The organism is Anoxybacillus sp. PDR2 (assembly GCF_009834045.1).
Lineage (GTDB): Bacteria > Bacillota > Bacilli > Bacillales > Anoxybacillaceae > Anoxybacteroides > Anoxybacteroides rupiense.
In genome coordinates this window covers 1325722-1350538 of the sequence record NZ_CP047158.1, presented here as the reverse complement: position 1 = coordinate 1350538, position 24817 = coordinate 1325722, and the positions used below count along the sequence as shown (strand labels likewise).

Annotated in this window: 24 protein-coding genes; 1 reads left to right on the top strand and 23 read right to left on the bottom strand. The window is 43.8% G+C overall.

From position 1 onward, the window contains the following. Positions 1-10: 10 nt before the first annotated feature. The 14 genes from GRQ40_RS06545 to GRQ40_RS06480 form a co-directional block, all read right to left on the bottom strand. Positions 11-343, bottom strand: a complete 333-nt coding sequence (locus GRQ40_RS06545; protein WP_044746170.1) for a putative DNA-binding protein — start codon at positions 341-343, stop codon at positions 11-13. Between the two features lie 354 nt (positions 344-697). Beyond that, complete coding sequence (ftsY, locus tag GRQ40_RS06540; protein WP_080860851.1) at positions 698-1678, bottom strand: signal recognition particle-docking protein FtsY; 981 nt, start codon at positions 1676-1678, stop codon at positions 698-700. 22 nt (positions 1679-1700) lie between these two features. Then, a complete protein-coding gene (gene smc, locus GRQ40_RS06535) occupies positions 1701-5264 on the bottom strand; it encodes a chromosome segregation protein SMC (protein ID WP_159719592.1) in 3564 nt (1187 codons plus the stop codon). A 270-nt stretch (positions 5265-5534) separates the two neighbouring features. Further along, on the bottom strand, positions 5535-6278 hold the full coding sequence (rnc, locus tag GRQ40_RS06530) for a ribonuclease III (protein WP_066147215.1): 744 nt from the start codon (positions 6276-6278) through the stop codon (positions 5535-5537). A gap of 106 nt (positions 6279-6384) precedes the next feature. Further along, positions 6385-6618 carry an acyl carrier protein gene (acpP, locus tag GRQ40_RS06525; RefSeq protein ID WP_027408166.1) on the bottom strand — a complete coding sequence of 78 codons (234 nt, stop codon included), beginning with the start codon at positions 6616-6618 and terminating at the stop codon, positions 6385-6387. A gap of 68 nt (positions 6619-6686) precedes the next feature. Beyond that, positions 6687-7427: a 3-oxoacyl-[acyl-carrier-protein] reductase gene (gene fabG, locus GRQ40_RS06520; RefSeq protein WP_066147213.1), complete on the bottom strand. Its 741-nt coding sequence runs from the start codon at positions 7425-7427 to the stop codon at positions 6687-6689. Positions 7428-7429: 2 nt separating this feature from the next. Next, positions 7430-8371 (bottom strand): ACP S-malonyltransferase, encoded by a 942-nt coding sequence (gene fabD, locus GRQ40_RS06515; protein ID WP_066147211.1) that lies wholly within the window; start codon positions 8369-8371, stop codon positions 7430-7432. 15 nt (positions 8372-8386) lie between these two features. Further along, positions 8387-9376, bottom strand: coding sequence for a phosphate acyltransferase PlsX (gene plsX, locus GRQ40_RS06510; RefSeq protein WP_066147720.1), 990 nt, complete (start codon positions 9374-9376; stop codon positions 8387-8389). Further along, positions 9360-9956 carry a transcription factor FapR gene (gene fapR, locus GRQ40_RS06505; RefSeq protein ID WP_044746177.1) on the bottom strand — a complete coding sequence of 199 codons (597 nt, stop codon included), beginning with the start codon at positions 9954-9956 and terminating at the stop codon, positions 9360-9362. Before fapR ends, plsX begins: the two co-directional genes overlap by 17 nt. Before the next feature lie 92 nt (positions 9957-10048). Next, positions 10049-12097 carry an ATP-dependent DNA helicase RecG gene (gene recG / locus GRQ40_RS06500; protein ID WP_080860864.1) on the bottom strand — a complete coding sequence of 683 codons (2049 nt, stop codon included), beginning with the start codon at positions 12095-12097 and terminating at the stop codon, positions 10049-10051. Beyond that, positions 12090-12977: an L-serine ammonia-lyase, iron-sulfur-dependent, subunit alpha gene (gene sdaAA, locus GRQ40_RS06495; RefSeq protein ID WP_044746179.1), complete on the bottom strand. Its 888-nt coding sequence runs from the start codon at positions 12975-12977 to the stop codon at positions 12090-12092. The genes recG and sdaAA overlap by 8 nt, the downstream gene beginning before the upstream one ends. A 38-nt stretch (positions 12978-13015) precedes the next feature. After that, positions 13016-13678 (bottom strand): L-serine ammonia-lyase, iron-sulfur-dependent subunit beta, encoded by a 663-nt coding sequence (sdaAB, locus tag GRQ40_RS06490; RefSeq protein ID WP_044746180.1) that lies wholly within the window; start codon positions 13676-13678, stop codon positions 13016-13018. A gap of 66 nt (positions 13679-13744) precedes the next feature. Beyond that, entirely contained in the window at positions 13745-15415 is a 1671-nt protein-coding gene (locus GRQ40_RS06485) for a DAK2 domain-containing protein (protein ID WP_159719591.1), read from the bottom strand. 22 nt (positions 15416-15437) lie between these two features. After that, positions 15438-15800 (bottom strand): Asp23/Gls24 family envelope stress response protein, encoded by a 363-nt coding sequence (locus tag GRQ40_RS06480; RefSeq protein WP_044746182.1) that lies wholly within the window; start codon positions 15798-15800, stop codon positions 15438-15440. Positions 15801-16043: 243 nt separating this feature from the next. On the opposite strand from GRQ40_RS06480, the gene rpmB reads away from it, so the two are divergent. Next, on the top strand, positions 16044-16229 hold the full coding sequence (rpmB, locus tag GRQ40_RS06475; RefSeq protein WP_044746183.1) for a 50S ribosomal protein L28: 186 nt from the start codon (positions 16044-16046) through the stop codon (positions 16227-16229). Positions 16230-16304: 75 nt separating this feature from the next. Here the strand turns inward: rpmB and spoVM are convergent, their stop codons facing one another. The 9 genes from spoVM to fmt form a co-directional block, all read right to left on the bottom strand. Further along, on the bottom strand, positions 16305-16385 hold the full coding sequence (spoVM, locus tag GRQ40_RS06470) for a stage V sporulation protein SpoVM (RefSeq protein WP_003394991.1): 81 nt from the start codon (positions 16383-16385) through the stop codon (positions 16305-16307). Positions 16386-16463: 78 nt separating this feature from the next. Next, positions 16464-17111 carry a thiamine diphosphokinase gene (locus GRQ40_RS06465; RefSeq protein WP_066147205.1) on the bottom strand — a complete coding sequence of 216 codons (648 nt, stop codon included), beginning with the start codon at positions 17109-17111 and terminating at the stop codon, positions 16464-16466. Positions 17112-17173: 62 nt separating this feature from the next. After that, the gene (gene rpe, locus GRQ40_RS06460) at positions 17174-17821 is read right to left on the bottom strand and encodes a ribulose-phosphate 3-epimerase (protein ID WP_044746185.1); all 648 of its coding nucleotides are present in this window, start codon (positions 17819-17821) and stop codon (positions 17174-17176) included. Further along, positions 17821-18705, bottom strand: coding sequence for a ribosome small subunit-dependent GTPase A (gene rsgA, locus GRQ40_RS06455; protein WP_044746186.1), 885 nt, complete (start codon positions 18703-18705; stop codon positions 17821-17823). The genes rpe and rsgA overlap by 1 nt, the downstream gene beginning before the upstream one ends. A gap of 4 nt (positions 18706-18709) precedes the next feature. Beyond that, complete coding sequence (gene pknB / locus GRQ40_RS06450; RefSeq protein ID WP_159719590.1) at positions 18710-20665, bottom strand: Stk1 family PASTA domain-containing Ser/Thr kinase; 1956 nt, start codon at positions 20663-20665, stop codon at positions 18710-18712. A gap of 6 nt (positions 20666-20671) precedes the next feature. After that, positions 20672-21421 (bottom strand): Stp1/IreP family PP2C-type Ser/Thr phosphatase, encoded by a 750-nt coding sequence (locus GRQ40_RS06445; protein ID WP_159719589.1) that lies wholly within the window; start codon positions 21419-21421, stop codon positions 20672-20674. Positions 21422-21425: 4 nt separating this feature from the next. Then, on the bottom strand, positions 21426-22520 hold the full coding sequence (rlmN, locus tag GRQ40_RS06440) for a dual-specificity RNA methyltransferase RlmN (protein WP_159719588.1): 1095 nt from the start codon (positions 22518-22520) through the stop codon (positions 21426-21428). Between the two features lie 5 nt (positions 22521-22525). Next, positions 22526-23869 carry a 16S rRNA (cytosine(967)-C(5))-methyltransferase RsmB gene (gene rsmB, locus GRQ40_RS06435; RefSeq protein ID WP_066147198.1) on the bottom strand — a complete coding sequence of 448 codons (1344 nt, stop codon included), beginning with the start codon at positions 23867-23869 and terminating at the stop codon, positions 22526-22528. Next, a complete protein-coding gene (fmt, locus tag GRQ40_RS06430) occupies positions 23859-24815 on the bottom strand; it encodes a methionyl-tRNA formyltransferase (RefSeq protein WP_066147716.1) in 957 nt (318 codons plus the stop codon). Before fmt ends, rsmB begins: the two co-directional genes overlap by 11 nt. Positions 24816-24817: the final 2 nt, after the last annotated feature.

Below are 24817 nucleotides of genomic sequence, written 5' to 3'. Positions count from 1 at the left end.
TTACCGCCTCCTACTCTAATTTCTCTAACGCTTCGATCATCTGAAGCAGCTCTCGGTCATCGGCATACTGCTGCAAGGTCCGCTGCTTTAGCTGCTTAATCAGCTTTTGCCGGTCCTGAAATTTTTGAAACAGCAGCAGTTTTTCCTCGTATTCCTCGAGCATCGCTTCCGTTCGTTTAATGTTATCATAAACCGCTTGACGGCTTACTTCATACTCTTCTGCAATTTCGCCGAGGGAGTAATCATCTAAATAATAAAGTGACATGTAGCTCCGCTGTTTCGGAGTTAACAACGATTGATAAAAATCGTATAGATAATTCATTCTCGTTGTTTTTTCAAGCACGAGACTCCCTCCTCGCTTGTTAAGTAAAATACCTTTACAAATGATTAGTTTAGCGTCTTTTCACAGCGGTGTCAAGTGTTGAGCTTTCAGCTTGTTTCATTTCTTTGCTTGAGTAATAAAACAGGCTCAAAATCGCTTTTTGTAAAAATCCAACAGTCCGTTGTAAAAGTTCGCCGGTCCCAACGATTGTTGTTGTCTAGTATAAACAGAGCTTTGTATTTGCAAAGATAGCGCCTTTCTTGTTTTTGTATATAGGGGCCACTTGACATACTAAGTGTTTGTCGCAGACACTGTGGGTTCCTTCTTGATAAAAAAAGATGTCTCAAAGTCTTGTTGAGACATCCTTTTGCTCTTTTACTCTTCTACCAAGTTGGCAAACAAACCGTATACGTATTGTTCCGGATCAAATTCCTGTAAGTCATCCATCTTTTCGCCAAGGCCGACAAGCTTGACCGGGATGTCCAACTCGTTGCGGATTGCTAAGACAATCCCTCCCTTCGCTGTTCCATCCAATTTCGTCAGCACAATGCCTGTCACGTTTGTTGCTTCTTTAAAAATTTTCGCTTGGCTCATTGCGTTTTGTCCGGTTGTCGCATCTAAAACAAGCAATACTTCATGCGGCGCCCCCGGGATTTCTCGTTCAATGACACGTTTTACTTTTTCAAGCTCTTTCATTAAGTTCACTTTATTTTGCAAGCGTCCTGCTGTATCACACAGCAAAACATTGACTTTGCGCGCTTTAGCTGCTTGAATGGCATCATACATGACAGCGGCTGGATCGGAGCCAGCGGATTGCTTGATTACTTCAACCCCGACTCGTTCTCCCCATACTTCTAGCTGCTCAATCGCCCCAGCGCGGAACGTATCCCCCGCTGCCAGCATGACGGTTTTCCCTTCTGATTTTAACTTATGCGCCAATTTGCCAATCGTCGTCGTTTTTCCGACACCGTTGACGCCGACAAACAAAATGACCGTTAAGCCATCTGGCTGCATATTCAGTGTGGCCAATTCATCATGGCTCCCGCGATAAATATCGACAAGCTTTTCCGAAATAACAGCTTGCATTTCTTTCGTCTCTTGAATGTTCCGCCGCTTTACCTCCATTTTTAACTCATCAATTAACTCCATGACGGTTGTAACGCCAACATCAGCGGAAATTAAAATTTCCTCTAATTCTTCAAAAAACTCTTCATCCACTTTTCGATAACGGGCAATTAAATCATTGACCCGTCCCGTGAAGGAATCGCGTGTTTTTGAAAGACCTTGTTTAAACTTCTCTGTGACTGCATCTGTTTGTTGGGTAATTTTTTCTTTTAGCTTCTTGAAAAAATTCATCGTTTTAATCACCTTTCCTGCCTTACGATTTCACAAGTTGTTTAGAATCTTCCAAGCGGACAGATACGAGCCTTGACACCCCTGATTCTTGCATCGTGACGCCATAAAGCACGTCCGCCTCCTCCATCGTTCCTTTGCGATGGGTGATAACGATAAATTGGGTTTGACTGCTAAATCGTTTCAAATACAGAGCATAACGATGGACATTGGCTTCGTCAAGAGCGGCTTCCACCTCATCCAGAACGCAAAACGGCACCGGCCGTACTTTTAAGATGGAAAACAATAGCGCAATCGCCGTTAGCGCTCGCTCGCCGCCAGACAATAGGCTTAAATTTTGCAATTTTTTCCCTGGTGGTTGTGCGACGATTTCCACCCCTGTATTTAATAGATCATTCGAATCTGTAAGTTGCAGATCCGCGCGCCCTCCGCCGAACAGCTGCTGGAATACATCACCAAAATGCGAGCGAATCTGTTGGAATGTCGTCAAGAAGCGCTTTTTCATCTCTTGATCCATCTCGTCAATCACTTGATGCAGCGTTTCCTTTGCATGCTGCAAGTCACTTTTTTGTTCTGTTAAAAATTGATAGCGCTCCGATACGCGGTCATACTCATCAATAGCGCCTAAATTTACCGTTCCAAGTTCATCAATCGCCCGCTTAATGAGCTTCACTTTTTTCCGAGCAGCCTCCGCTTCCATTTGCAGTGGATATTTTTCTTTCGCCGCTTCAAACGTAAGCATATATTCTTCACGCAAGCGGCTAAGCAAGTTTTCAAGCTCCACATCAAGACGATTTAATTTGACTTCTTCATCTTTAATAATCTCTGTTAATTGTTTATATTGTCGTTTTTTCTCTTTTAGCTCGCGCTCACTATTTTCGAGCATTTCTTGATATTGAAGTCTTTGTTCACGTCGGCTAGCTATGAGCTCAAGCGTTTCTTGTTTGTCTTGCACTTTTTGTTGACGCAACTGATCCAGCTGCTCCTCTCCAGAAACATTGGAATTCATTTCGTCTGTAAGCGTCAGTAAATCTTCTTTTGCCACTTGAAGATGCTTCTCTGTTTCCTCTTGCTCAAGGGTCAGCTGCGCGATCTTTTCCTGAATATGCTTCAACAGCTGCTGCTTTTCGGCAACTGCTACTTTCTGCTCCGTAATCGCAGCTTGCAACGCTTCTTTCGAGCTTTGTTCATCCTGCTTTTGCAGCGTAAGATGCTGCATTTGCTCATCAATTTCAGCAAGCTTGGCTTCCATTTGGTAGAGCTTTTGTTCCACCGTTGTGATTTTTTCGCGCAGCTGCCTCATTTCCTGCTCGTCATGCGCTTTTTCTTCATCATATAAAGCCAAGCGTTCGCTCGTATTCTTTTCCTGCCACTCTACTTCGCGCCAAGCACTTTTTATTTCCTGCAAAGCAAAGCGTCTTTCCTCTATTTGCTTCCGCAGCTCCGCCATTTCTGCCTCGCGCTGGGCCGCTTCCTTTTTTTTCGACTGTACAAATAATTCAAGCTGCTCTGTTTTTGCTTCCATGTCTCGGAACTTATCAGTGATCGTTTCTAGTTCTCGGTTTCTGCTAAGTAAAGAATTTGTTTTCTTAGCTACGCCCCCTCCAGTCATCGCTCCCCCAGGGCTAACAACATCTCCTTCAAGGGTGACAAGACGATAACGATAATGAAGAAGCCGAGCTAGCTCATTCGCTCCCTTTAAATTTGTCGTCACAATCACATTGCCAAGCAGATGGGCCAGTACCGTTTGATAGATGGAATCATAGGAAACCAGTTCGTTTGCTACGCCAACAAAAGCTGGATGATTTTTAACAATGGCCAGCTGTTCAGATGGAAGTTGTTTAGGCTGGAGGACGTTCATCGGCAAAAAAGTCGCTCGTCCATATGAATGCTTTTTTAAATAGTGAATGGCTGCGCGTGCCGCTTCTTCGTCAGCAACCACAATATGCTGCATCGCTCCTCCGAGCGCAATCTCTATCGCCGTTTCATATTTGCTGGATACATGAATAAGCTCGACAACGGCTCCGTGAATTCCTGAAAGCTGTTCACGCGCCTTTAAAATTTCCTTAACTCCTTGAAAAAATCCAGCATAATCATGCTGCATTTCCTCCAGCATTTCTTTTCTTGACTTGGTTTGCTGTAAATATTGATAAGCTTGATAAAGCATTGATTCCTTCTGCTCAATTTCTTGTTTCAGCTCGGCAAGCTGAGCGCTTTTTTGCTGAAGCTGTGTTTCCTGCTCCTTCAGCTTTCGCTCCGTTTGCTGATATTTGCTTTCCAAAGCGATATATTGTTCTTTTATACGATTTCGCTCTGTTAAATGTTTTTCGTTCTCTTTCGTTAGCACACTCTGCTTTTTTTCCAATTTTTCAAGCAAAGCCTGCAAATGAGTGCGCTCATTTTTTAACGAAGCTTGTTCATGAACAAGCTCAATATAATCGCTTTTTAACCTTTCCATTTGCTCTTCAACACTGATATCATAGGAGGCAAAAGCACGCTGCTTTTCCTTCAGCTCCGTTTGAAGCGCATGAAGCTCTTCGCGTATGCGGGTTAGCTGCTCCCTCTCCTTTTCCAAAGTTGAGCATAGCTTTCCGCTTTTTTCAGAAAGGGAGGAGATCGTCTCTTCAAGCTGCTTCTGATACTGTGCCGCATTTTTTTTTCGTTCTTTTAATACTTCCTTTCGCCCTTCAAGCTTTTCCAGTTCTTCACTTACAACAAGCAACACTTGCTGAAGACCGTCAATCGATTCATCAAGTGCGGTCATTTGGTCACGCAACTGCTCCACTGTTGCTTCTTCTTTTTGCAACGCCGCTGATAAGGCCATTTCCTTTTGCTGGTGGTCTGTCAGCTGATCGCGTAAATGATTCCATTGGCGATGCAGCTCTTCAATTTCATGGGCAATCAGCGCCACTTCAAACGTTTCCAGCTCGTTTCGTTTTTCAAGATAGTCCTGGGCAATAGAAGCTTGGATTTTCAACGGTTCCAGCTGGCTTTCTAGCTCATGTAAAATATCATTGACGCGATGTAAATTTTCTTGTGTCTCATTCAGCTTATGCTCCGCTTTCTTCTTACGAATTTTATATTTGAGCACCCCTGCCGCTTCTTCAAAAATCGTCCGTCTTTCCTCCGGTTTGCTGCTTAAAATTTCTTCGATTCGCCCCTGTCCAATAATTGAAAAGGCTTCTTTTCCCAATCCTGAATCCATAAATAGATCAATAATATCTTTTAAACGGCATGGCTGCTGATTAATAAGAAATTCACTTTCTCCTGAGCGATAGACGCGTCTCGTGACACTTACTTCCTGATAATCAAGCGGCAAAAACCCATCTTCATTATCGAGTGTCAAAGTAACCTCAGCAATATTTAGCGGCCTGCGTGAGTCGCTTCCCGCAAAAATAATATCTTCCATTTTCGCACCGCGAAGCGATTTGGCTGACTGTTCGCCTAATACCCAGCGAATGGCATCCGTAATATTGCTCTTTCCGCTGCCATTCGGGCCGACAACAGCCGTCACACCCGGCACAAATTCGATCGAGACCCGATCGGCAAATGATTTAAATCCAACAATATCTAATCGTTTGAGGAACATCCGTACCCCGCCTCGCTATCTTTCATCTAAATCTTCATTATTGTATCATAACTACTTGCTCAAACCTATATAGAACTTTTTCTTCAATTTTGCAAATGCAAAGCAGAAAAAGCTTAAAAACACGAAGCTGCTATCTAAATGGAACGGGCGATGTTTGTATTTCCACTTTCCTATCTAGACTAAAGCATCGCTTGTCTGTATATCATTAGAGAAGAAAAAGGGCCGACTATTTTCGAATGAGCCAACCCTTTTTTCACAGCACTGTTTTTCTTATTCCTGTTTCGGCGTTTTTAGCTTTTGCAGCGCCATTTGTGCAGCTTTTTGCTCCGCTTCCTTTTTCGATCTTCCAGCACCAACTCCAAGCTCTTCACCATTTAAAGAAACGCGAGAAACAAACTCTTTGTTATGCGCAGGTCCTTTTTCTTGCAAAATGGCATATTCGATAACGCCACTACCATCCCGCTGAACAAGTTCCTGCAGCTGGCTTTTATAATCCATCACATGAGAAAAAGCACCTTCATTGATCTTCGGAAAAATGGTTTGCTCCAAAAACCGAATGACCGCATCAATTCCTTGATCTAAGTAAAGAGCACCGATAAACGCCTCAAATACATCTGCTAGAAGCGATGGCCGCATTCGCCCGCCGGTGATCTCCTCTCCTTTGCCGAGCAAAACAAGCTGGCCGAATGAAAGGTCATTTGCAAATTTTACAAGAGATGGCTCACATACAATCGCTGCACGCAATTTCGTTAATTCACCTTCCGTCATATTTGGAAAATGACGAAAGAGATATTGAGAAACGGTCAGTTCCAGTACAGCATCTCCTAAAAACTCAAGACGCTCATTATCCTCATGCGGTCGTTTGCGATGCTCATTCACATACGATGAATGGGTAAAAGCCTGAATTAGCAGCTTTTCATCCAGAAAAAATATGCCGATTTTCTCCTGCAACTGTTTAAATTTTACTCGTTTTTTTTCGCTCATGCGCTGCTCTTTGTCTTTCTGCTTCGACATAAATAAGGACCTCCGGGACTTCATTCAATCAAAGTATTCGGCAATTCATCAAAAGCATAGAAAGCCCCGTTAGAGCAACGGGACTTTTCTGCATTATATCGTTTACTTACATGCGGCTTTTTATGTAGTTCACAGCATCTCCTACTGTGACAATTTTTTCTGCTTCCTCATCGGAAATTTCCATATCAAACTCGTCTTCTAGTTCCATGACAAGTTCAACCACATCTAATGAATCAGCACCTAAATCATCTTTGAAAGAAGCTTCAAGTGTTACTTGAGACTCCTCCACGCCTAAGCGGTCAACGATGATTTTCGTTACGCGCTCTAATACATCTGCCACGACAATTCACCTCCTCTCATGATTATAGTAAATTTATCGGCAAAATACTAGCGGATAATCCAGATTCGTTACATGACCATTCCGCCATCGACATGAATCGTCTGTCCGGTAATATAGCTCGCTGCATCCGATGCCAAAAATGCGACCATATTGGCAATGTCCTCTGGATTGCCGAAACGGGCAAGTGGAATTTGCTTTAACATTTCTGTCCGAATCTCTTCATTCAAACGATCTGTCATATCCGTCGCAATAAATCCCGGAGCAATAGCGTTTACCGTGATGCTACGGCTTGCCAATTCCTTAGCGGCTGTCTTCGTTAAGCCGATCACACCTGCCTTAGCAGCTACGTAATTGGCTTGCCCTGGATTCCCCATTACACCAACCACTGAAGCGATATTAATAATGCGGCCGTAACGCTGCTTGAGCATTGGACGTGTAACCGCCTTTGTACAGTTAAACACGCCTTTTAAGTTAATATTGATGACATCATCCCACTCTTCTTCTTTCATGCGCATGAGCAAATTGTCACGGGTAATTCCGGCGTTATTGACTAAAATATCCACGCGGCCATAGCGATCGATCACCTCTTTCACCATTTGCTCAACCGCTTCTGTATTCGACACATCCGCTTGAATTGCCAGTGCTTCGCCGCCAAGACGGTAAATCTCATCCACTACTTCCTTTGCTTTCGCTTCGCTTCCGGCATAATTGACAGCTACCTTCGCTCCTTGACGGGCAAATTCTAAAGCAATCGCTCTTCCAATTCCGCGCGATGCCCCGGTTATAAGCGCTACTTTTCCTTGCAACATGTTTATTCTCCTTTCAACGCTGCGATTGTCGCTTCAAAAGAAGCCGTATCGTTTATCGCATAAACGCGCACATCGCGATGAATTTTCTTCACAAGACCTGATAATACTTTTCCTGGCCCAATTTCTACAAACGTATCGACACCGAACTCAATCATCGTTCTTACGGACTCCTCCCAACGAACAGGAGAATAAAGCTGCTCAATTAAAAGCGTTTGAATCATTTCTTTTTCTGTCATTGGCTTCGCTGTTACGTTCGCGATGACAGGCACATTCGCATCATGAATTGCTACTTCGTTTAGCACTTTTGCCAATTTTTCAGCCGCTGGCTTCATAAGCGATGAATGAAAAGGACCGCTTACTTCAAGAGGGATAACACGTTTGGCACCTTTTTCTTTCGCAAGCTGTGCTGCTCGCTCTACTCCTTCTTTCGATCCAGAAATAACAATCTGCCCTGGACAATTCAAGTTAGCAAGCTGAACAGGCTGGCCTTCTTCAGTAATCTGCTTCGTAATGGCTGCAAGTTCATTCGCTTCCATCCCAAGAACAGCAGCCATCGTTCCTTCACCGGCAGGTACCGCTTCCTCCATAAACTCTCCTCTTTTTCGGACAGCATACACTGCGTCTGTAAATGACATCGCTCCTGCTGCCACAAGCGCCGTGTACTCTCCTAAACTATGTCCAGCAACGTAGTCAGGCGTTAGACCGGCCTCTTTTACTTTTTCAAACAGCGCAATGCTCGTTGTTAATAAAGCGGGCTGCGCATTATATGTAAGCGTCAATGTTTGCTGCGGTCCTTCAAAAATAATCGTAGAAAGGGAAAGACCCAGACGTTCATCAGCCTGTTGAAAAATGGAGGCTGCTTTTGCATCCGTTTCTGCTAATTCTTTTCCCATCCCTACTGTTTGCGAGCCTTGACCCGGGAAAATCAAAGCTAGTTTTCCCATCTATCATTCCCTCCTTTATGAGTGAATATGTTCCATTTCCTGCTTAATCGTGCCAATCATATCCGTAATCACCATTTCGCGCGTCTGACGAATGGCGTGGAAAATCGCTGTCGCATCAGAGGAACCATGCGCTTTCACGACAGGAGCGTTCAATCCAAACAAAGCAGCACCGCCATACTCAGAATAATCCATCTTGCGCTTCATTTCTAAAAGCTTCGGCTTCAGCACAGCGGCTGCCAGTTTGCTAGAAAAACTGCTCGTCAACCCCTCTTTTAGCATCGAAAATACGGAAAGAGCCGTACCTTCAATCGTTTTTAGCGCGACATTTCCGGTAAAACCATCCGTTACCACCACATCAGCCACTCCTTGAAGCAAATCCCTCGCTTCAACATTTCCGATGAAATTCACATTCGCCTCTTGCAGCAGAAGAAAAGCGCGTTTAGTCAAATCATTTCCTTTTTGATCTTCCGTTCCTACATTTAATAGACCGATGCGCGGTTTCGCAATTCCCCTTGCCTTTTTAGCGTAAACAGAGCCCATTAGCGCGTATTGCACCAGATGTTCAGGACGTGCATCGACGTTTGCGCCGACATCTAAAAATACAAAGCCTTCGCCTCCTAGGGTTGGCAGCGTTGGTGCTAATGCTGGACGCTCAATCCCTTCGATTCTTCCGACAATAAATAGGCCAGCAGCCATCAATGCTCCTGTATTTCCCGCTGAAACGCAGGCATCGGCACGACCTTGTTTCACTTCTTCTGCCATTAATACCAAGGATGATTGTTTTTTTCGTCTGACGGCTCGAACCGGCTCATCCGTTGCTTCAATTACTTCATCGGTATGTACAATGTCAATGCGGTCAGCAGCGGGAAGATAGGAGCGAATTTGCTGTTCGTTGCCAAAGAGAATGATTTCTATGTCCTGAAAATGCTGAACTGCTTTCGCAGCCCCAAGCACAATTTCTTTTGGGGCATGATCTCCCCCCATGGCATCAATCGCTATTCTCATCATCTACTCCATCCTTTTTTGCGATGTTTGATCGATACATTTCAAATTCTCCTGAAAACACAAGCTCTTGTCCAACATAACTATTCACTTCGACCATCGTTCTTCCATTTTCATTGATTCCTTTTACTTTTGCCTTTGCCACGACCCGTTCATTTTCTTTCACTTGACGCGTAAATCGAATATTCGCTTTAGCAGTCAAGGCTAGTTCATCATTAATCACGGCAACCGCCAGCGAATTGGCCTGCGCAAACAAATGGTGTCCGCGCGCAATGCGATTCCGTCTAAACACATGCTCAGCCTTGACATCAAAAATAGAGATCGCACTTTTATCTAGAGCAATATCAATAATTTCGCCGACGACTTCTTCAATCGGCAGTGATTTTACCTTATCGGCAAATGATTTCTCGGCAACATGCTTAATTCGTTCGCGCAATTCAGGGATGGATAGCTCTAGTCGGTCTAAACGAATTGTTTGAATGCTGACAGAAAATTGTTCGGCCAATTCTTCGTCTGTAATAAATGGATTTTTTTCAATCGTTTCTTTCAGCATCCGCTGCCGCTCCCGCTTTGTTTTTCGCATGATGCATACACCGTCCAATTTTATGACTAGGTACTAATAGTAGTATATAATTAAAAAAAACAGATTGCAAGACTAAGTTTGCAATCTGTTTTTTAATCTAGTTTTTCACCGCTTAATGCACCGGATTCTTCTAAATAAAGGCGTAGCCAATGATACGCCTCGTCGTGCCAAAATGCATGAGATTCAATTAATTTAGCCGCATCACTTCGCGCTACTTCAAGTACTCGATAATCATGCACGACATCGCCAAGCTTAAAATCTGGCAGTCCGCTCTGCTTTGTTCCAAAAAAATCACCGGGACCTCGCAGCTGCAAATCTTTTTCTGACAACACAAAGCCGTCATTCGTTTCTGTCATAATCCGCATTCGCTCTTTTCCGGTTTCTGATTTAGGATCGGCTAACAAAATGCAGTACGATTGTTCATTGCCACGGCCTACACGTCCTCTTAGCTGATGAAGCTGCGCCAGACCAAACCGGTCGGCATCGTAAATCAGCATGACCGTCGCGTTTGGAACATTGACTCCGACCTCCACAACCGTTGTCGAAACTAAAATATGCACCTCGTTTTGGCTAAAGGCTTTCATGACTTCATCTTTCTCTTCCGAAGAGAGGCGGCCATGCATGAGGCCGATTCGATATTTTCCCCGATAATAATGGACAAGCATGCTATGGACGTCAATCGCATTTTGCACATCAAGCTTCTCCGATTCCTCAATGAGCGGACAGATGACATAGGCTTGCCTGCCTTTTTGCACTTCTTTCTCTATAAAATCAAGAACGCGCTCAAGCATGTTATGTTTTACCCAATATGTTTCAATTTTTTTGCGTCCCGCGGGCATTTCATCAATAATCGAAACATCCATTTCACCGAAAGCTGTAATCGCCAACGTCCGCGGAATGGGAGTCGCGGTCATAAACAAAACATCCGGAGATTCTCCTTTTTCACGCAAAATCCGGCGTTGCTCCACGCCGAAGCGATGCTGCTCATCGGTAATAACGAGCCCTAGTTTATGAAAATTGACTTCATCCTGAATGAGTGCATGTGTGCCAATGACGATATCAATTTGGCCTGCAGCAAGATTGGTAAGCAGTTCTTTTCTCCTCTTTCCTTTTACCGAGCTTGTCAGCAGCTCAACCGACACCTCAGCAGACGCCAGCAGCTGCTTCAGTGAGTGTGCGTGCTGCTCTGCCAAAATTTCGGTTGGCACCATCAGCGCCCCCTGATATCCCGATAAAACGGTGGCATATAAAGCAATCGCAGCGACGACTGTTTTTCCCGAACCTACATCTCCTTGCAACAGTCGATTCATTCGATGCGGGGATCTCATATCTTTCATAATCTCTTGGATGACCCGCTTTTGTGCATGGGTCAATGAGAATGGAAGCTGCTGAATGAATTGCTCCAGCTTTTCCATCGAAAAACGATGGGAAATGCCACGCGAATGTTCACGCTGAATTTTGCGCAAAACATGAATTTTTAATTGAAATAATAAAAATTCTTCGTATACAAGCCGGCGACGTGCTTGCTTCAGCTCTTCATGAGAGCGGGGAAAATGAATGGCTGAAATCGCCGCATGTTTTGAGATCAAGCGATAGGTTTGACGAATAGAAGCGGGTAGCGGATCATGTATCGCTCCCCCATATTGCTCAAGAGCCAGTTTGATAAATCTGCGGATTCCTTTAACCGTCAAGGCTCCTCGCGCAGAATACACCGGTTCTAGCTCACATGCCTCCGATTGCGTTCCTATCTTTATTTCAACAGCGGTAATCGTTTGGCGATGCTGATCCCATTTTCCAATGACAGTGACTGTTTCATTGATGCTGAGCCTGTTTTTCAGATAGGGACGATTAAAGCACACGACGTTAATCAGATAGCGATCAACAAGCAATCGGAATGTCAGACGAGATTTTTTGCGGGAATAATGCATAAGAGAAGGCTCACTATGAACCTTCCCTTGTACGGTTACCTTCTCATCATGCTTGACATCTGCAAGGTCGCGTATTTCATAATCCTCGTAGCGAAACGGAAAATACATCAACAAATCTTCAATCGTCTCAATTCCCATATCCCGCAGCGCTTCGCTTGTTTCTTCTCCAATTCCTTTAATTTGTGTGACTGGTTGTTGCAATTCTTTATTCACGGTGATTGGTAGGAACGCCGAAAATTTTCGCCGCTAGTGCGCGGCCTGTCGGCGTCGCCGCTAACCCCCCTTGTGCAGTTTCTTTGAGTGCCGTTGGCATCGTTTCCCCGATGCGATACATCGCATCAATGACCTCGTCGCAAGGAATGCGGCTTTTAATGCCGGCCAGCGCCATATCCGCTGCTACCATCGCGTTTGCCGCTCCCATGGCATTTCGTTTAACGCAAGGCACCTCGACTAATCCAGCTACTGGATCACATACTAATCCTAACATATTTTTTAACGCAATGGCCATTGCTTCTGCTGCTTGGCTTGGCGTACCGCCCGCCATTTCTACAAGAGCTGCCGCCGCCATTCCTGTTGCGGATCCCACCTCAGCTTGGCAGCCCCCTGCGGCTCCGGAAATCGAAGCGTTGTTGGCGACCACAAAACCAAATGCTCCTGCCGTAAATAAATATTCAATCATTTCTTCACGGGTTGGATGCAGTTTTTCCTTCACTGCAAATAGTGTTCCTGGAACCACCCCTGCCGATCCAGCTGTTGGAGTAGCACAGATGGTTCCCATGGCAGCATTCACTTCATTCGTTGCCACTGCTTTGCTAACAGCATCTAGAATCGTTTCTCCTGACAAAAAACGGCCCTGCTTAATATAATTTTGCAACAGTACGGCATCGCCGCCTGTCAATCCAGAATAGGAAGAAACACCGGCTAGACCTTTCATGACCGCCTGCTCCATTACCTGCAAATTGCGGTCCATTTGGCTGAAAATTTCTTCTCTACTTTTTCCTGTTATTTCAATTTCTTGCCGGATCATAACTTCAGCAATTTTAATGTTCTGACTCTCGGCTAGCTGTACTAATTCTGCAACATTCCGAAACATCTAAGATGCCTCCTTTATATACGAAAACGCTTTCTTTGTTATTCGACAATTTTGGTTACTTGAATAATATGGGGAAGCTGTGAAAGTTCCTCAATTACTGCAGGATCAATCGGCTGGTCGACTTCAATGGTCATTAACGCTTCCTTCCCTTTTTCTTTTCGAGAAACTTCCATATGTCCAATATTAATAGCATATTTCGCCAACACATTTGCCACAGAAGCAATTGTTCCATAACGGTCGTTATGAACAACAAGAATGGCAGGGTGATGGCCTGACAATTTTAGCTCGAATCCGTTCAATTCTGTAATTTCGATTTTTCCGCCGCCAATGGAAATGCCGACAAGCTCTAGTTCCCCTTGTTCATCACCGATTCGAACTCTAGCCGTATTCGGATGAGTTGGGACGGCATCTTCCTCATAAAACACAATTTCCATTCCTTCTTGTCTTGCGATGTCAAGCGATGATTTAATTCGCTCATCAAATGTATCAAAATCTAACAGTCCGCCAACAATGGCTACATCTGTCCCATGGCCTTTGTATGTTTGCGCAAATGAGCCATAGAATGAAATATGGGCCCACTTTGGCTGTCTTCCGAATAAGCTTCGTGCTACTCTTCCGATTCTTGCCGCTCCTGCCGTATGAGAGCTTGACGGCCCAATCATAATTGGCCCAATAATATCAAATACGCTTTTATACTTCATGCTGCCTCTCTCCCTTGAATACCCAATAAAATAGAAGGGGATCCCCCCTTCTGTTATTCTAACATATTATTCGACCGAAAAGATAAATGGATACAATGGTTGTTTTCCATTATGCGCTTCTACCTCAATATCTGTATATGTGGCTTCAATGTAATCAACCAGTTCTTGAACCTCTTCTTCTGTTGCTTCTTCACCGTACAAAATGGTTAAAATTTCTGCATCCTCACTTAAAAGCTCATCTAACAGCTTTTTAGCCGCTTGTAGCTTATCCTTTTCTGACACAGCAATTTTTCCGTCAGCAATCCCCATATAATCTCCTTTAGCAATCTCAATACCATCAATCGCTGTATCGCGCACCGCGAACGTTACTTGTCCTGTTCTTACTTGAGATAGCGCTGCCGCCATCGCTTTCTCATTTTGTTCTGGAGACGCGGATGGATTGAACGCTAAAAGCGCCGATAGACCTTGGGGGATTGTTTTAGTTGGAACCACAATGACACGATTGCCCACTACAGAAGCCGCCTGCTCTGCAGCCATAATAATATTTTTATTATTTGGCAACACAAACACCGTTTCAGCATAAACGCTTTCAATAGCAGTGACGATATCCTCCGTGCTCGGATTCATCGTTTGTCCACCTTCAATGACAGCATGCGCTCCGATGCTTTTGAATAAATCGGCAATGCCGTCTCCCATTGAAATCGCAATGATTCCGTATGGTTGCTTTTGCCTTGCAGTCTTAGGAACTGCTGATGCTGCTTCATTCACAATATGAGCGTGCTGTTCACGCATATTTTCAATTTTTATATTTAACAGGCTCCCATAACGCTGTCCGTAAGTGAGCACTTCTCCAGGATGTTCGGCATGGATGTGGACTTTTACAAGCTCATCGTCAGCAACAACTAATAACGAATCACCAAACTGGCTTAATTCTTTTCGGAATGTCTCCTCGGAAAATGGAGATTGGCGAAGCTTTTCCTCTTCAAATCGAACCATAAATTCCGTACAATAACCAAACTCAATTTCATCTGTGTGAATGTGGCTTTGTGCGCTTTTATGATGTTCTGTATTGATAAGTTCCTGCATCGAGAGGCTCGCTGCTTTTAATCCCTCGACATTTTCTCCCTTTAAACCGGCCAAAAATCCTTCATACACATAGACAAGACCTTGCCCGCCGCTATCAACGACGCCAACCTCTTTTAAAACTGGAAGAAGATCAGGAGTACGCTGCAGCGATGCTTTTGCTTCTTTCACTGCTTCTTCCATCACTATCACAATGTCCGTCTGTTTTTTTGCTACAGCAACAGCACGTTTAGCCGCGTCTTTTGCCACCGTTAAAATGGTACCTTCAACCGGCTTCATCACCGCTTTATAGGCTGTCGTCACTCCTGCCTCCAGCGCAGCCGCAAATTCCACGCTGTTAATGGTTAAGGCCCCTTCAATGGCCTTTGCAAAACCGCGGAATAGCTGCGATAAAATCACACCCGAGTTTCCGCGCGCGCCCATTAATAACCCTTTGGCAAGAGCGCCTGCCACATTTCCAATATGATCAGAAATGTGATTTTTCACTTCTTTAGCCCCAGATGTCATCGATAGATTCATGTTAGTACCTGTATCGCCATCTGGGACAGGAAAGACGTTCAGCGCATCCACAGACTTCGCATTGTTGGATAAATGCTGCGCTCCTTGTAACACCATGTCCGCAAAACGTCTTCCATCTAACGTCCGGATTGCCACCGATAAATTCCTCCTTACAGTCCTATAAGTTCGTAACGCGAACTCCTTGAATATAAATATTAATTGATTTCACAGCAAGTCCTAGTGTCTTGTCTAACGTGTACTTCACTTTCGTTTGCACATTATGAGCCACTTCTGAAATCTTGATTCCATAGCTGACGATGATGTACATATCAATATGTACTTCTCCATCCTCTTCACGTACAATGACACCTTTTGAAAAATTCTCCTTGCGCAAAATTTCTGAAAGCCCGTCTTTAATTTGATTTTTTGACGCCATTCCGACAATTCCATAGCAATCTACAGCTGCTCCACCCGCGATCGTAGCAATGACATCATTTGAAATTTCAATGCGTCCATACGTTGTTTGCATTTCAATGGACATATCGGTTCCCCCTTCGGAAATGTTCGCATAGCTACAGCCATTTTACTACAACAGCCTTCATTTTAAAAGTCCATCGTCCACTAGTATTATTTAGCCTAAAATCAAAATAGATGTCAAGGAGATTTTCTTGAAAGGCAGTGGATGGACTATTGCAATCTGCTATTTTGTATGATAAATTATAGTAGTATTTTGGGTATACGCAGTCCATGACTGAATTTGTTTGGCAAGTAAGGAGGGAAAAAAATGGCGAAATGCTTTGCAACTGGAAAGAAAAAATCTTTCGGAAACTCTCGTTCACATGCGATGAATGCGAATAAACGTACATGGAAAGCAAATCTACAAAAAGTGCGCATTTTAGTAGACGGCAAGCCAAAGCGTGTATGGGTTTCTGCGCGTGCGCTTAAATCAGGTAAAATCGAACGCGCATAATCCGGCATGCGTCTGGCGTCTTAAAAGAAAAACGGAGTTTTTTCCAAAAAAAAAGCACCAGTACTGGTGCTTTTTTTATCCTTTTTTAAACGAATTCAACATCGCCCGGACAATTCCGCCAAGAAACTTTGGCAGCTTAATTGTATAAAACTTCATTCCGATCCCTCCCAAACTATCGTGACGAGCTTTGCCTCATTTCCTTATTAAGTATATTCGACTCATGAAAAATAGTACCTAAAAGGCCTCTTCTAAATCTTTGCTTCTTACCATCATTAATATGCCTTCCGAAAAAGAAAAAGTACCAAAAGATTGGATGAGTTCATTACTAATACATAGTGTAGAGCCAAGCTGAATATGACAATTTTCTAACGGATATTTAAAGCCTTTTAAAGTAATGCCTTTTACTTCATAGGAAATCGGAATGAATGAAATATAATGGTGCCCATCTTTTTCAACAGAATAAGTCCCAGGCAAATGAATGGTCACAACATTTTGCTTATCGACGATTTCGATGGGTTGAGCGATATATTTTGCTAAAAGCTGAATATTTCCAAGCAAATGATCAATTCTTCCTCCGGTCGCTCCAAAAATTCGAATCCGATCGGCTTGTTGCTCTGCCACCCAATCTAAAGCAATTTCCATATCTGTTTTATCTTTCTCCGATGGCCATATATCCAAATCTTTCAGCATCGTCTGTATATACTCTAGCTCCTGCTTGCTGATGGAATCAAAATCACCGAATGCCTTAGTAGGACGAATACCTGCTTGCAATAATGTCAATACTCCTCTGTCTACGCCAATCCATTGAATTTCCTGCTGCTTGTATGGCTGAAATGACGGGAGAAATTCTTTAGGACCTCCCCCTACAATATGAATCAACACCTGTTCCTCTTCCTTTCTATACGCTTTTAACAAAAACGGAAGGTATGCAACCTTCCGTTTTATTAGTGGCCTCGAATCGCTTGAATAGCCGCTTTTCGGTCGATTTCACCGTAAATCGCCGATCCAGCGACAAGTACGTTCGCCCCCGCTTCCACGCAAAGCTGAGCAGTCTTGCGATTCACCCCGCCATCCACTTCAATCTCAAGCTGTAATCCCCGTTCTTTTGCCATTTGCGCAACCTGACGAATTTTAGGCAATACAGAAGAAATAAATTTTTGTCCTCCAAACCCTGGATTGACCGTCATGAGCAGTACTAAATCGATATCATCTAAAATAGACTCAATCATTGCTACTGGAGTGTGGGGATTTAAAACCACTCCTGCTTTTACCCCCAATTCTTTAATCATATGAATGGTACGGTGCAAATGCGGACAAGCTTCTACATGCACAGATAAAATGTCAGCTCCCGCCTTTGCAAAAGCCGGAATATAACGATCCGGGTGTTCAATCATCAAATGGACATCCAAAGGCAATGTGGTAATGGGCCGAATCGCCTCCACAATCAGTGGACCAATCGTGATATTTGGCACAAAATGGCCATCCATGACATCAACATGAATATAATCGGCCCCACCTTGCTCAACATCTCGAATGTCGTCTCCGAGCTTTGCGAAATCTGCCGATAAAATGGAAGGCGCAATTTTAATCATCAGTAGTACCTCGTCTTTCTTTCCTTAATTTCCTCCATGAAATGGCGATAGTGATTATAGCGATAGACCGGAATATCTCCTGCTTCCAATGCGCTTTTTACCGCGCATTTTGGTTCTGTCATATGGGTGCAGCCGCGGAATTTGCATTCATGACTGCGTTGGCGAAACTCCGGAAAACAAAGCGGTAACTGTTCCTCTTCAATATCCTGAAACTCTAATGCACTAAAGCCAGGTGTATCCGCCACAAGCCCATCGCCAATTTCGATCAATTCAACATGTCTTGTCGTATGTTTTCCGCGACCTAAATGAAATGAAATATCATTCGTTTTCAGCTGTAAATCTGGACGAAGCGCATTTAAAAGTGATGACTTTCCCACACCAGACTGGCCCGCAAAGACAGAAATCTTTCCTTCTAAATAAGGAAGCAGTTGCTCAAGACCAGCTTTTGTGACGATCGATGTTTCGATGACATCGTACCCGATGCGGCGATAATCGCTGATGTACCCTTGCACAATCGGCTTTGTCTTCTCATTAAGTAAATCCATTTTATTAACGACAATAATCGGACGAATGTCCTTCGCCTCAATGAGCACAAGAAAACGATCCAGAAGCATCGTACTAAAATCTGGCTCCACCGCAGAAAATACAAGAATCGCTTGATCGACGTTAGCAATTGGGGGACGGATCAGTTCGTTTTTTCGTTCACATACTTCCATAATATATCCATCTGTTTTGCTTTCAGCTTGAAAAATGACATAATCACCGACAAGAGGAGTAATCTTTTGCTTACGAAATACCCCTCTTCCTCGACATTGAATGATTTCTCCATCGCTTAACACATAATAAAATCCGCTTAATGCTTTCATAATTTTTCCTTCTGCCATAGCTTCACCCCTTTGGATAAGGAATGGTTCCTTCCTGTTTTACAATATTATTAACAATGACACGATAGTATCCTTGACCATTATAAGGAATAACAAATTCAACCGTTTCTTTAACTGGTGCTGTAAGGCGATATGTTTTATACGGTTTCGTCATGTCATGGTTGGCATCTTGAATATAGAGCTGAGCCTCTACCGTTTGTCCCGGCTCCTCCGCATCATATGGAATTTCAATTTCCTTTACAACTGTCTTGTTCGGTAACGGTTCTTTTCCCTGCGAAATCACAACAGTAACGGTATCACCTTTTTGCAGTTCTGTATTAGCGCCCGGTGTTTGCGAAATCACGATTCCTTGCGGGACTTGATCAGAATATTCATGCTTCACTACAACATTAAGCTGCTGCTCTTGCGCATAATCACGCACGCTTTTTTCTGTATATCCCGTCAAATCTTTTAGCACAATTTTGGGCACCCCTACACTAATGGTAAATTCCACTTCTGTTTCCTCTGGAACGACCTGTTCACCTGGAGAAGGAAATTGTTCAAGAATGGTGCCAACCGGTTTATCGCTATAACGTTCAATGCGCTTCACCGCTAAATAATGTTCATCCTTCAATTGCTGCTCTACTGTCTCAATATCTTCGCCAACGTAATCTCCAAACTCTATTCTCTTTTTCCCGATGCTTTTATAAATCGTGATCTCTGTTCCTTCTTTGACGACTCGTCCTGCTTCTGGCTTTGTCCGAATGACATTTCCTTCGGCAATATCATTGCTTTCCATGTCAATCGTATCTTTAATTTCAAAGCCTAAGGAAGAAAGTTTTTCTACTGCTTCATCATAATTTTTGTTCGTTACATCCGGAACCGTCACATCCTTTGGAAAGAAGAGCGTCGATCCCCATATGGCGGCACTGACTCCAGCCGCAATTAGGAATAAAAAAAGAGCAATCATCCAGCCAAGCCATTTTCTTTTCCGCTTTTTCTTCGTTTCAGCATCAGGCAGCTGCTTGTCTTCTTCCTTTTTCTCTTTCGCTTCCTCCCGTATAATAGTTTGCTTGGTTAACTCATGATCCTTCACAATAGGAATCGCCTTTGTCGGTTCATCATCAGCCGGAAGCGTAAACTTTTTTTCGTTCACCCGTTCTGGATCAAGGGCTGTGCGAATATCTTCATTCATCTCCTGTACCGATTGATAACGATAAAACGGATCTTTTGCTGTTGCTTTTAAAATAATATTTTCTACACTTTGTGGGATAGAAGGATTCCAAGCTTTTGGCGAAGGAGTTTCTGTCTGCAAATGTTTCAATATAATGGATACTGCTGACTCCCCTGAAAAAGGCAAATGGCCTGTAAGCAATTCAAACATGACAATTCCGAGCGAATAAATATCAGATTTCTCGGTCGCAATCCCTCCTCGTGCCTGTTCCGGAGATAAATAATGAATCGAACCGAGCACGGAATTCGTTTGGGTAATCGTCGTCGAGCTTAATGCAACAGCAATACCGAAATCAGTAATTTTTACGTTTCCTTCTTCGTCAATCAAAATATTTTGCGGCTTAATATCACGATGAATAATGCCATTGGCATGGGCGTGTGAGATCGCTGACGTGAGTTGCTCCATAATATCCAATGCCTTGGCAACGTGCAATGGAGCATGCTGCTGGATATATTGCTTAAGTGTAAAACCGCGCACATATTCCATCACAATGTAATAAATTCCTTCGTCCTCACCCACATCATAAATGCTAACAATATTTTCATGATTTAAACTTGTCGCTGCCTGGGCCTCACGGCGAAATCGTTTAATAAACTGTTCATCATTTGAAAAATCAAAACGCAAAATTTTAATGGCTACTTCGCGCTCCAGAATCATATCTCTCGCGACATAAACATTCGCCATTCCTCCGCCGCCAAGCAAACTTATGATCTTATAGCGCCCATTTAACCGTTTACCAATGAGCATGTGTGATCACCTACTTTCACATTCCGATGAAAATTCAACAATTACTAACGTAATATTGTCCTCTCCACCATGCTCATTCGCTAAATGAACTAGCGCTTGCGCTTTCTCTTCAAGCGATTGTTCCGATGTTAAAATGTCCATCATCGACTGTTCAGACACCTTGTTAGACAAACCGTCTGAGCATAAAAGCAGTCGATCGCGCTCCTCCACTTCAATCGTCTTAATATCTAATTTGACGCTCTTTTCGGTCCCAAGCGCGCGCAATAACACATTTTTGCGCGGATGATGCTCTGCATCCTCTTTAGAAATCTGCCCTGTTTTCACCAATTCATTAACAAGAGAATGATCTTCTGTGATTTGCTGGAATCCATGTTGGTTGAACAAATAACAGCGGCTATCGCCGATATGGCCGATTGTCACAAACTGATCCGTGCAAATCGCACTGACAATCGTAGTCCCCATTCCTTGGCATTCTATATGGCGCAGTGAATGGTCAAACAGCAAGCGGTTGATGCTTGCAATCTGTTCTTTTAACCACCGCTCGGCGATTTCTGGTGATGTAATGTTTTTGGTTTCTTCCCACTGCTTTTTTAAATAGGAAATCGTCATTTCGCTTGCTACATCACCAGCACGATGACCTCCCATTCCATCTGCGACCATCGCTAAGTAGTGGCCATCTTTATTTTTAAAAATACCGCCGCAGTCTTCGTTATGAGGACGAATTTTGCCAACGTCGGTTTGAAAAACGACTTTCATGGTTTCACCTCGTTTCCTCTTTTCGCTCCTTCGCGCGAAGCTGTCCGCATGCGGCATCGATGTCATGTCCTTGTTCGCGGCGAATCGTGACATTAATTCCATGTTGCTTTAGCGTGCGCTCAAAGGCAAAAATTTGCTCGCGTGGTGTTCGCACATAATTTCGTTCTGGCACATAATTGACTGGAATTAAGTTCACATGGCATTTAAGACCTTTGAGCAGCTCTGCCAATTGTTCGGCATGCTCTATTTGATCGTTCACTCCACCAAACAGTCCATATTCGAATGTTACTCTCCTTCCTGTTTTTTCAACGTAATAGCGAACGGCTTCCATTAGTTTAGGAAGCGGATAGGCTTTATTAATCGGCATGAGTTTTGTACGCAATTCGGTCGTTGGTGCATGCAAAGAGATCGCAAAATTAATTTGCGTCCCCTCGTCGGCAAATTGATAGATTTTCGGAATAATGCCGCTTGTTGATACGGTAATGTGGCGTGCGCCGATGTGCAATCCTTTCGCATGATTCACAATGTGTAAAAACTTAATCAATGCATCGTAATTATCAAATGGCTCACCTATTCCCATTACGACAATGCTGCTCACTCGCTCCGCATATTCATCAAGCGCTTTTTGAACTTTTACGACTTGCGCCACAATTTCTCCTGCTTCTAAATGACGCTTTAGACCACCGAGTGTAGAGGCACAAAAGGTACAGCCAATACGGCAGCCTACCTGTGTTGTGACACAAATGGAGTTGCCATAATCATGGCGCATTAACACCGTTTCAATTGAAAAGCCGTCGTGAAGCTCAAATAAAAACTTGATCGTTCCATCCTTTGAGGTTTGCTGAACAAGCGTTTTTAAGGTTGTCATCGTAAAATGGGCTGCGAGCTTTTCTCGCAACACTTTTGGCAGGTTAGTCATATCCTCAAAGGAGGTGACTCGCTTTTGATAAAGCCATTCATAAACTTGCGTCGCGCGAAATGGCTTTTCTCCCTGCTCTACCATCCATTCTCGCAGTTCCTCCAATGTGAAAGAATAGATGGATGGCTGAGACGCATCGGCTGCTCGTTGATGGCTCGTTTGAAATTCTGCTTTTCTCAATGAAGTTACACCTTCTTTCGTAATGATGCGATAAAAAATCCATCTGAATCAAAATAGTGAGGCAGCAAGCGCAATTGCCCATTTGCTACATAGGGACGCACCTTTTCTGGCAATCTTTCCGAAAGCGTATCATCGACGGTAAACTCGGGATGAAGACGCAAAAACTCAGCCACTACCTCCTCATTCTCATCGTGGTCAATCGTACATGTGCTATAAACGATCGTTCCACCTCGTTTTAACAGCGGAGCCACTTCCCTTAAAATAGCCAATTGCAAACGAGCAAGCTCCCGAAGATCCTTCTCATTTTTGGCATATTTAATATCCGGCTTGCGCCGTATCACTCCAAATCCCGAACAAGGGGCATCTACTAAAATTTTATCAAACGATTCACGAGCAAAATACTGCGAAGCTTGCCGGCTGTCTAATACATATGCAGCAATGTTGGGCAGATGAAGACGCTCAGCTTGCTGCTTAATCAATTTTACTTTGTGCTCATGAACATCTAGCGAAATAACTTGTCCCGTCCGTTTCATAAGCTCTGCGATGTGTGTCGACTTTCCTCCTGGAGCCGCACAACTATCCAGCACTCGTTCATGTTCGCTAGGATGGAGCGCTCTGGCCACAAGCATCGAGCTTTCATCCTGAATGGTCATATACCCGTTTCGGAAAGCTTTCGTATCCACCAAGTTTCCTTTTTTCGCTCGAATCGCTTCTTCTGCCAATTCTCCCCGTTCGACTTCCGTTCCTTCTTCTTCCAACATGGCAATCACTTCATCAACGGTCGCCAATACTGTGTTGACTCGCGCTGTTTGTTTTGGTGCGGTTAAATTAGCCATGCATATTTTTTCGGTTTCTTGAAGGCCATATTGTGATGCCCAGCGTTTGACAAGCCAATACGGATGGCTCGTTTTCACGGCTAGTCGTTCAACATCACCTTGAATTTCATCGACAGAAGGAACGCCATCCCGCTGAACGGCACGCAAAACGCCATTGACCATCGACGAAATGCCACGGTGGCCGCGTTTTTTAGCAATTTCAACCGCTTCGAAAATAACGGCGCGATCAGGAATACGATCTAAATATAGCATTTGATAGAGCGATAAGCGAAGCAGCATCCGCACCCATTTTTGCAGCTTATGTGATTTTTTAATAAATGGCTGCAAATAGTAATCGAGCGTATCACGTCTTTGAACCGTTCCATATACAAGTTCTGTCAATAAACCGGTATCTCTTTCTGGCAACCTTGTGGAACGGATCGTTTGATTGAGCAATAGGTTGCTATAGGCTTCCTTTTCATCAATAGCTAAAAGTACATCTAAGGCAACTTCTCTTACATTTTTATGTTTCATTTTCATCTCCTAGCTTCGTTCCGATTGCTATCGCTGCCCCGGCGCCGCGCAAAAATTGTTCAGCGCTCATCCGCTTTTTCCCAGCCGGCTGCAATTCGGTAATTTTAATGGCGACATCATTGCCAGTGGCTACGACAATGCCGTCGTTCACCACTTCCATAATCGTCCCTGGCTGTGTTTGTGAAGAAGCGCGAATTTTTTCTGAACGCCAGATTTTCCAAACTTGCCCTTGATACATGGTATAAGCCACGGGCCAAGGATTTAAACCGCGGATATGATTATAAATTTCTTCTCCTGTACGGGTCCAGTCAATTTTTTCTTGTTCACGCTTAATATTATAAGCAAATGTCGCCTTTTCTTCATCCTGGCGGATTGGTGTAATTTTTCCTTGAAGTAAAAGCGGAATAGTATCGGATAGCAGCTTGGCTCCGGCCATACTTAATTTGTCGTGGAGGGTGCCAACGGTATCGTCTTCCGTAATCGGGACTTCTACCTGTGTTAAAATATCGCCTGCATCAAGCTTTTCTGCCATGTACATAATGGTTATTCCCGTCTTTGTTTTTCCCTGTAAAATCGCATAATGAATTGGCGCACCTCCGCGCAATTCCGGCAACAAAGACGCATGAACGTTGATGCAGCCATATGGAGGCGCCTCCAGCAGCTCCTTCGGCAAAATCTGACCAAAGGCTGCAGTGACAATTAAATCCGGCTTAAATGCTAGCACCCTTTCATATTGTTCCTTCTCACGAATTTTGGTCGGTTGCCAAATTGGAATCCCATGCTTTTCTGCTTCAACTTTGACTGGCGGCGGCGTCAGCTCCCTTTTCCGTCCCTTTGGTTTGTCCGGCTGTGTAACAACCCCAACAACATCGTATCCATCATGGATTAACTGCCGCAATACTGGAACAGAAAAATCCGGAGTTCCCATAAAAACGATTCTTACCATAT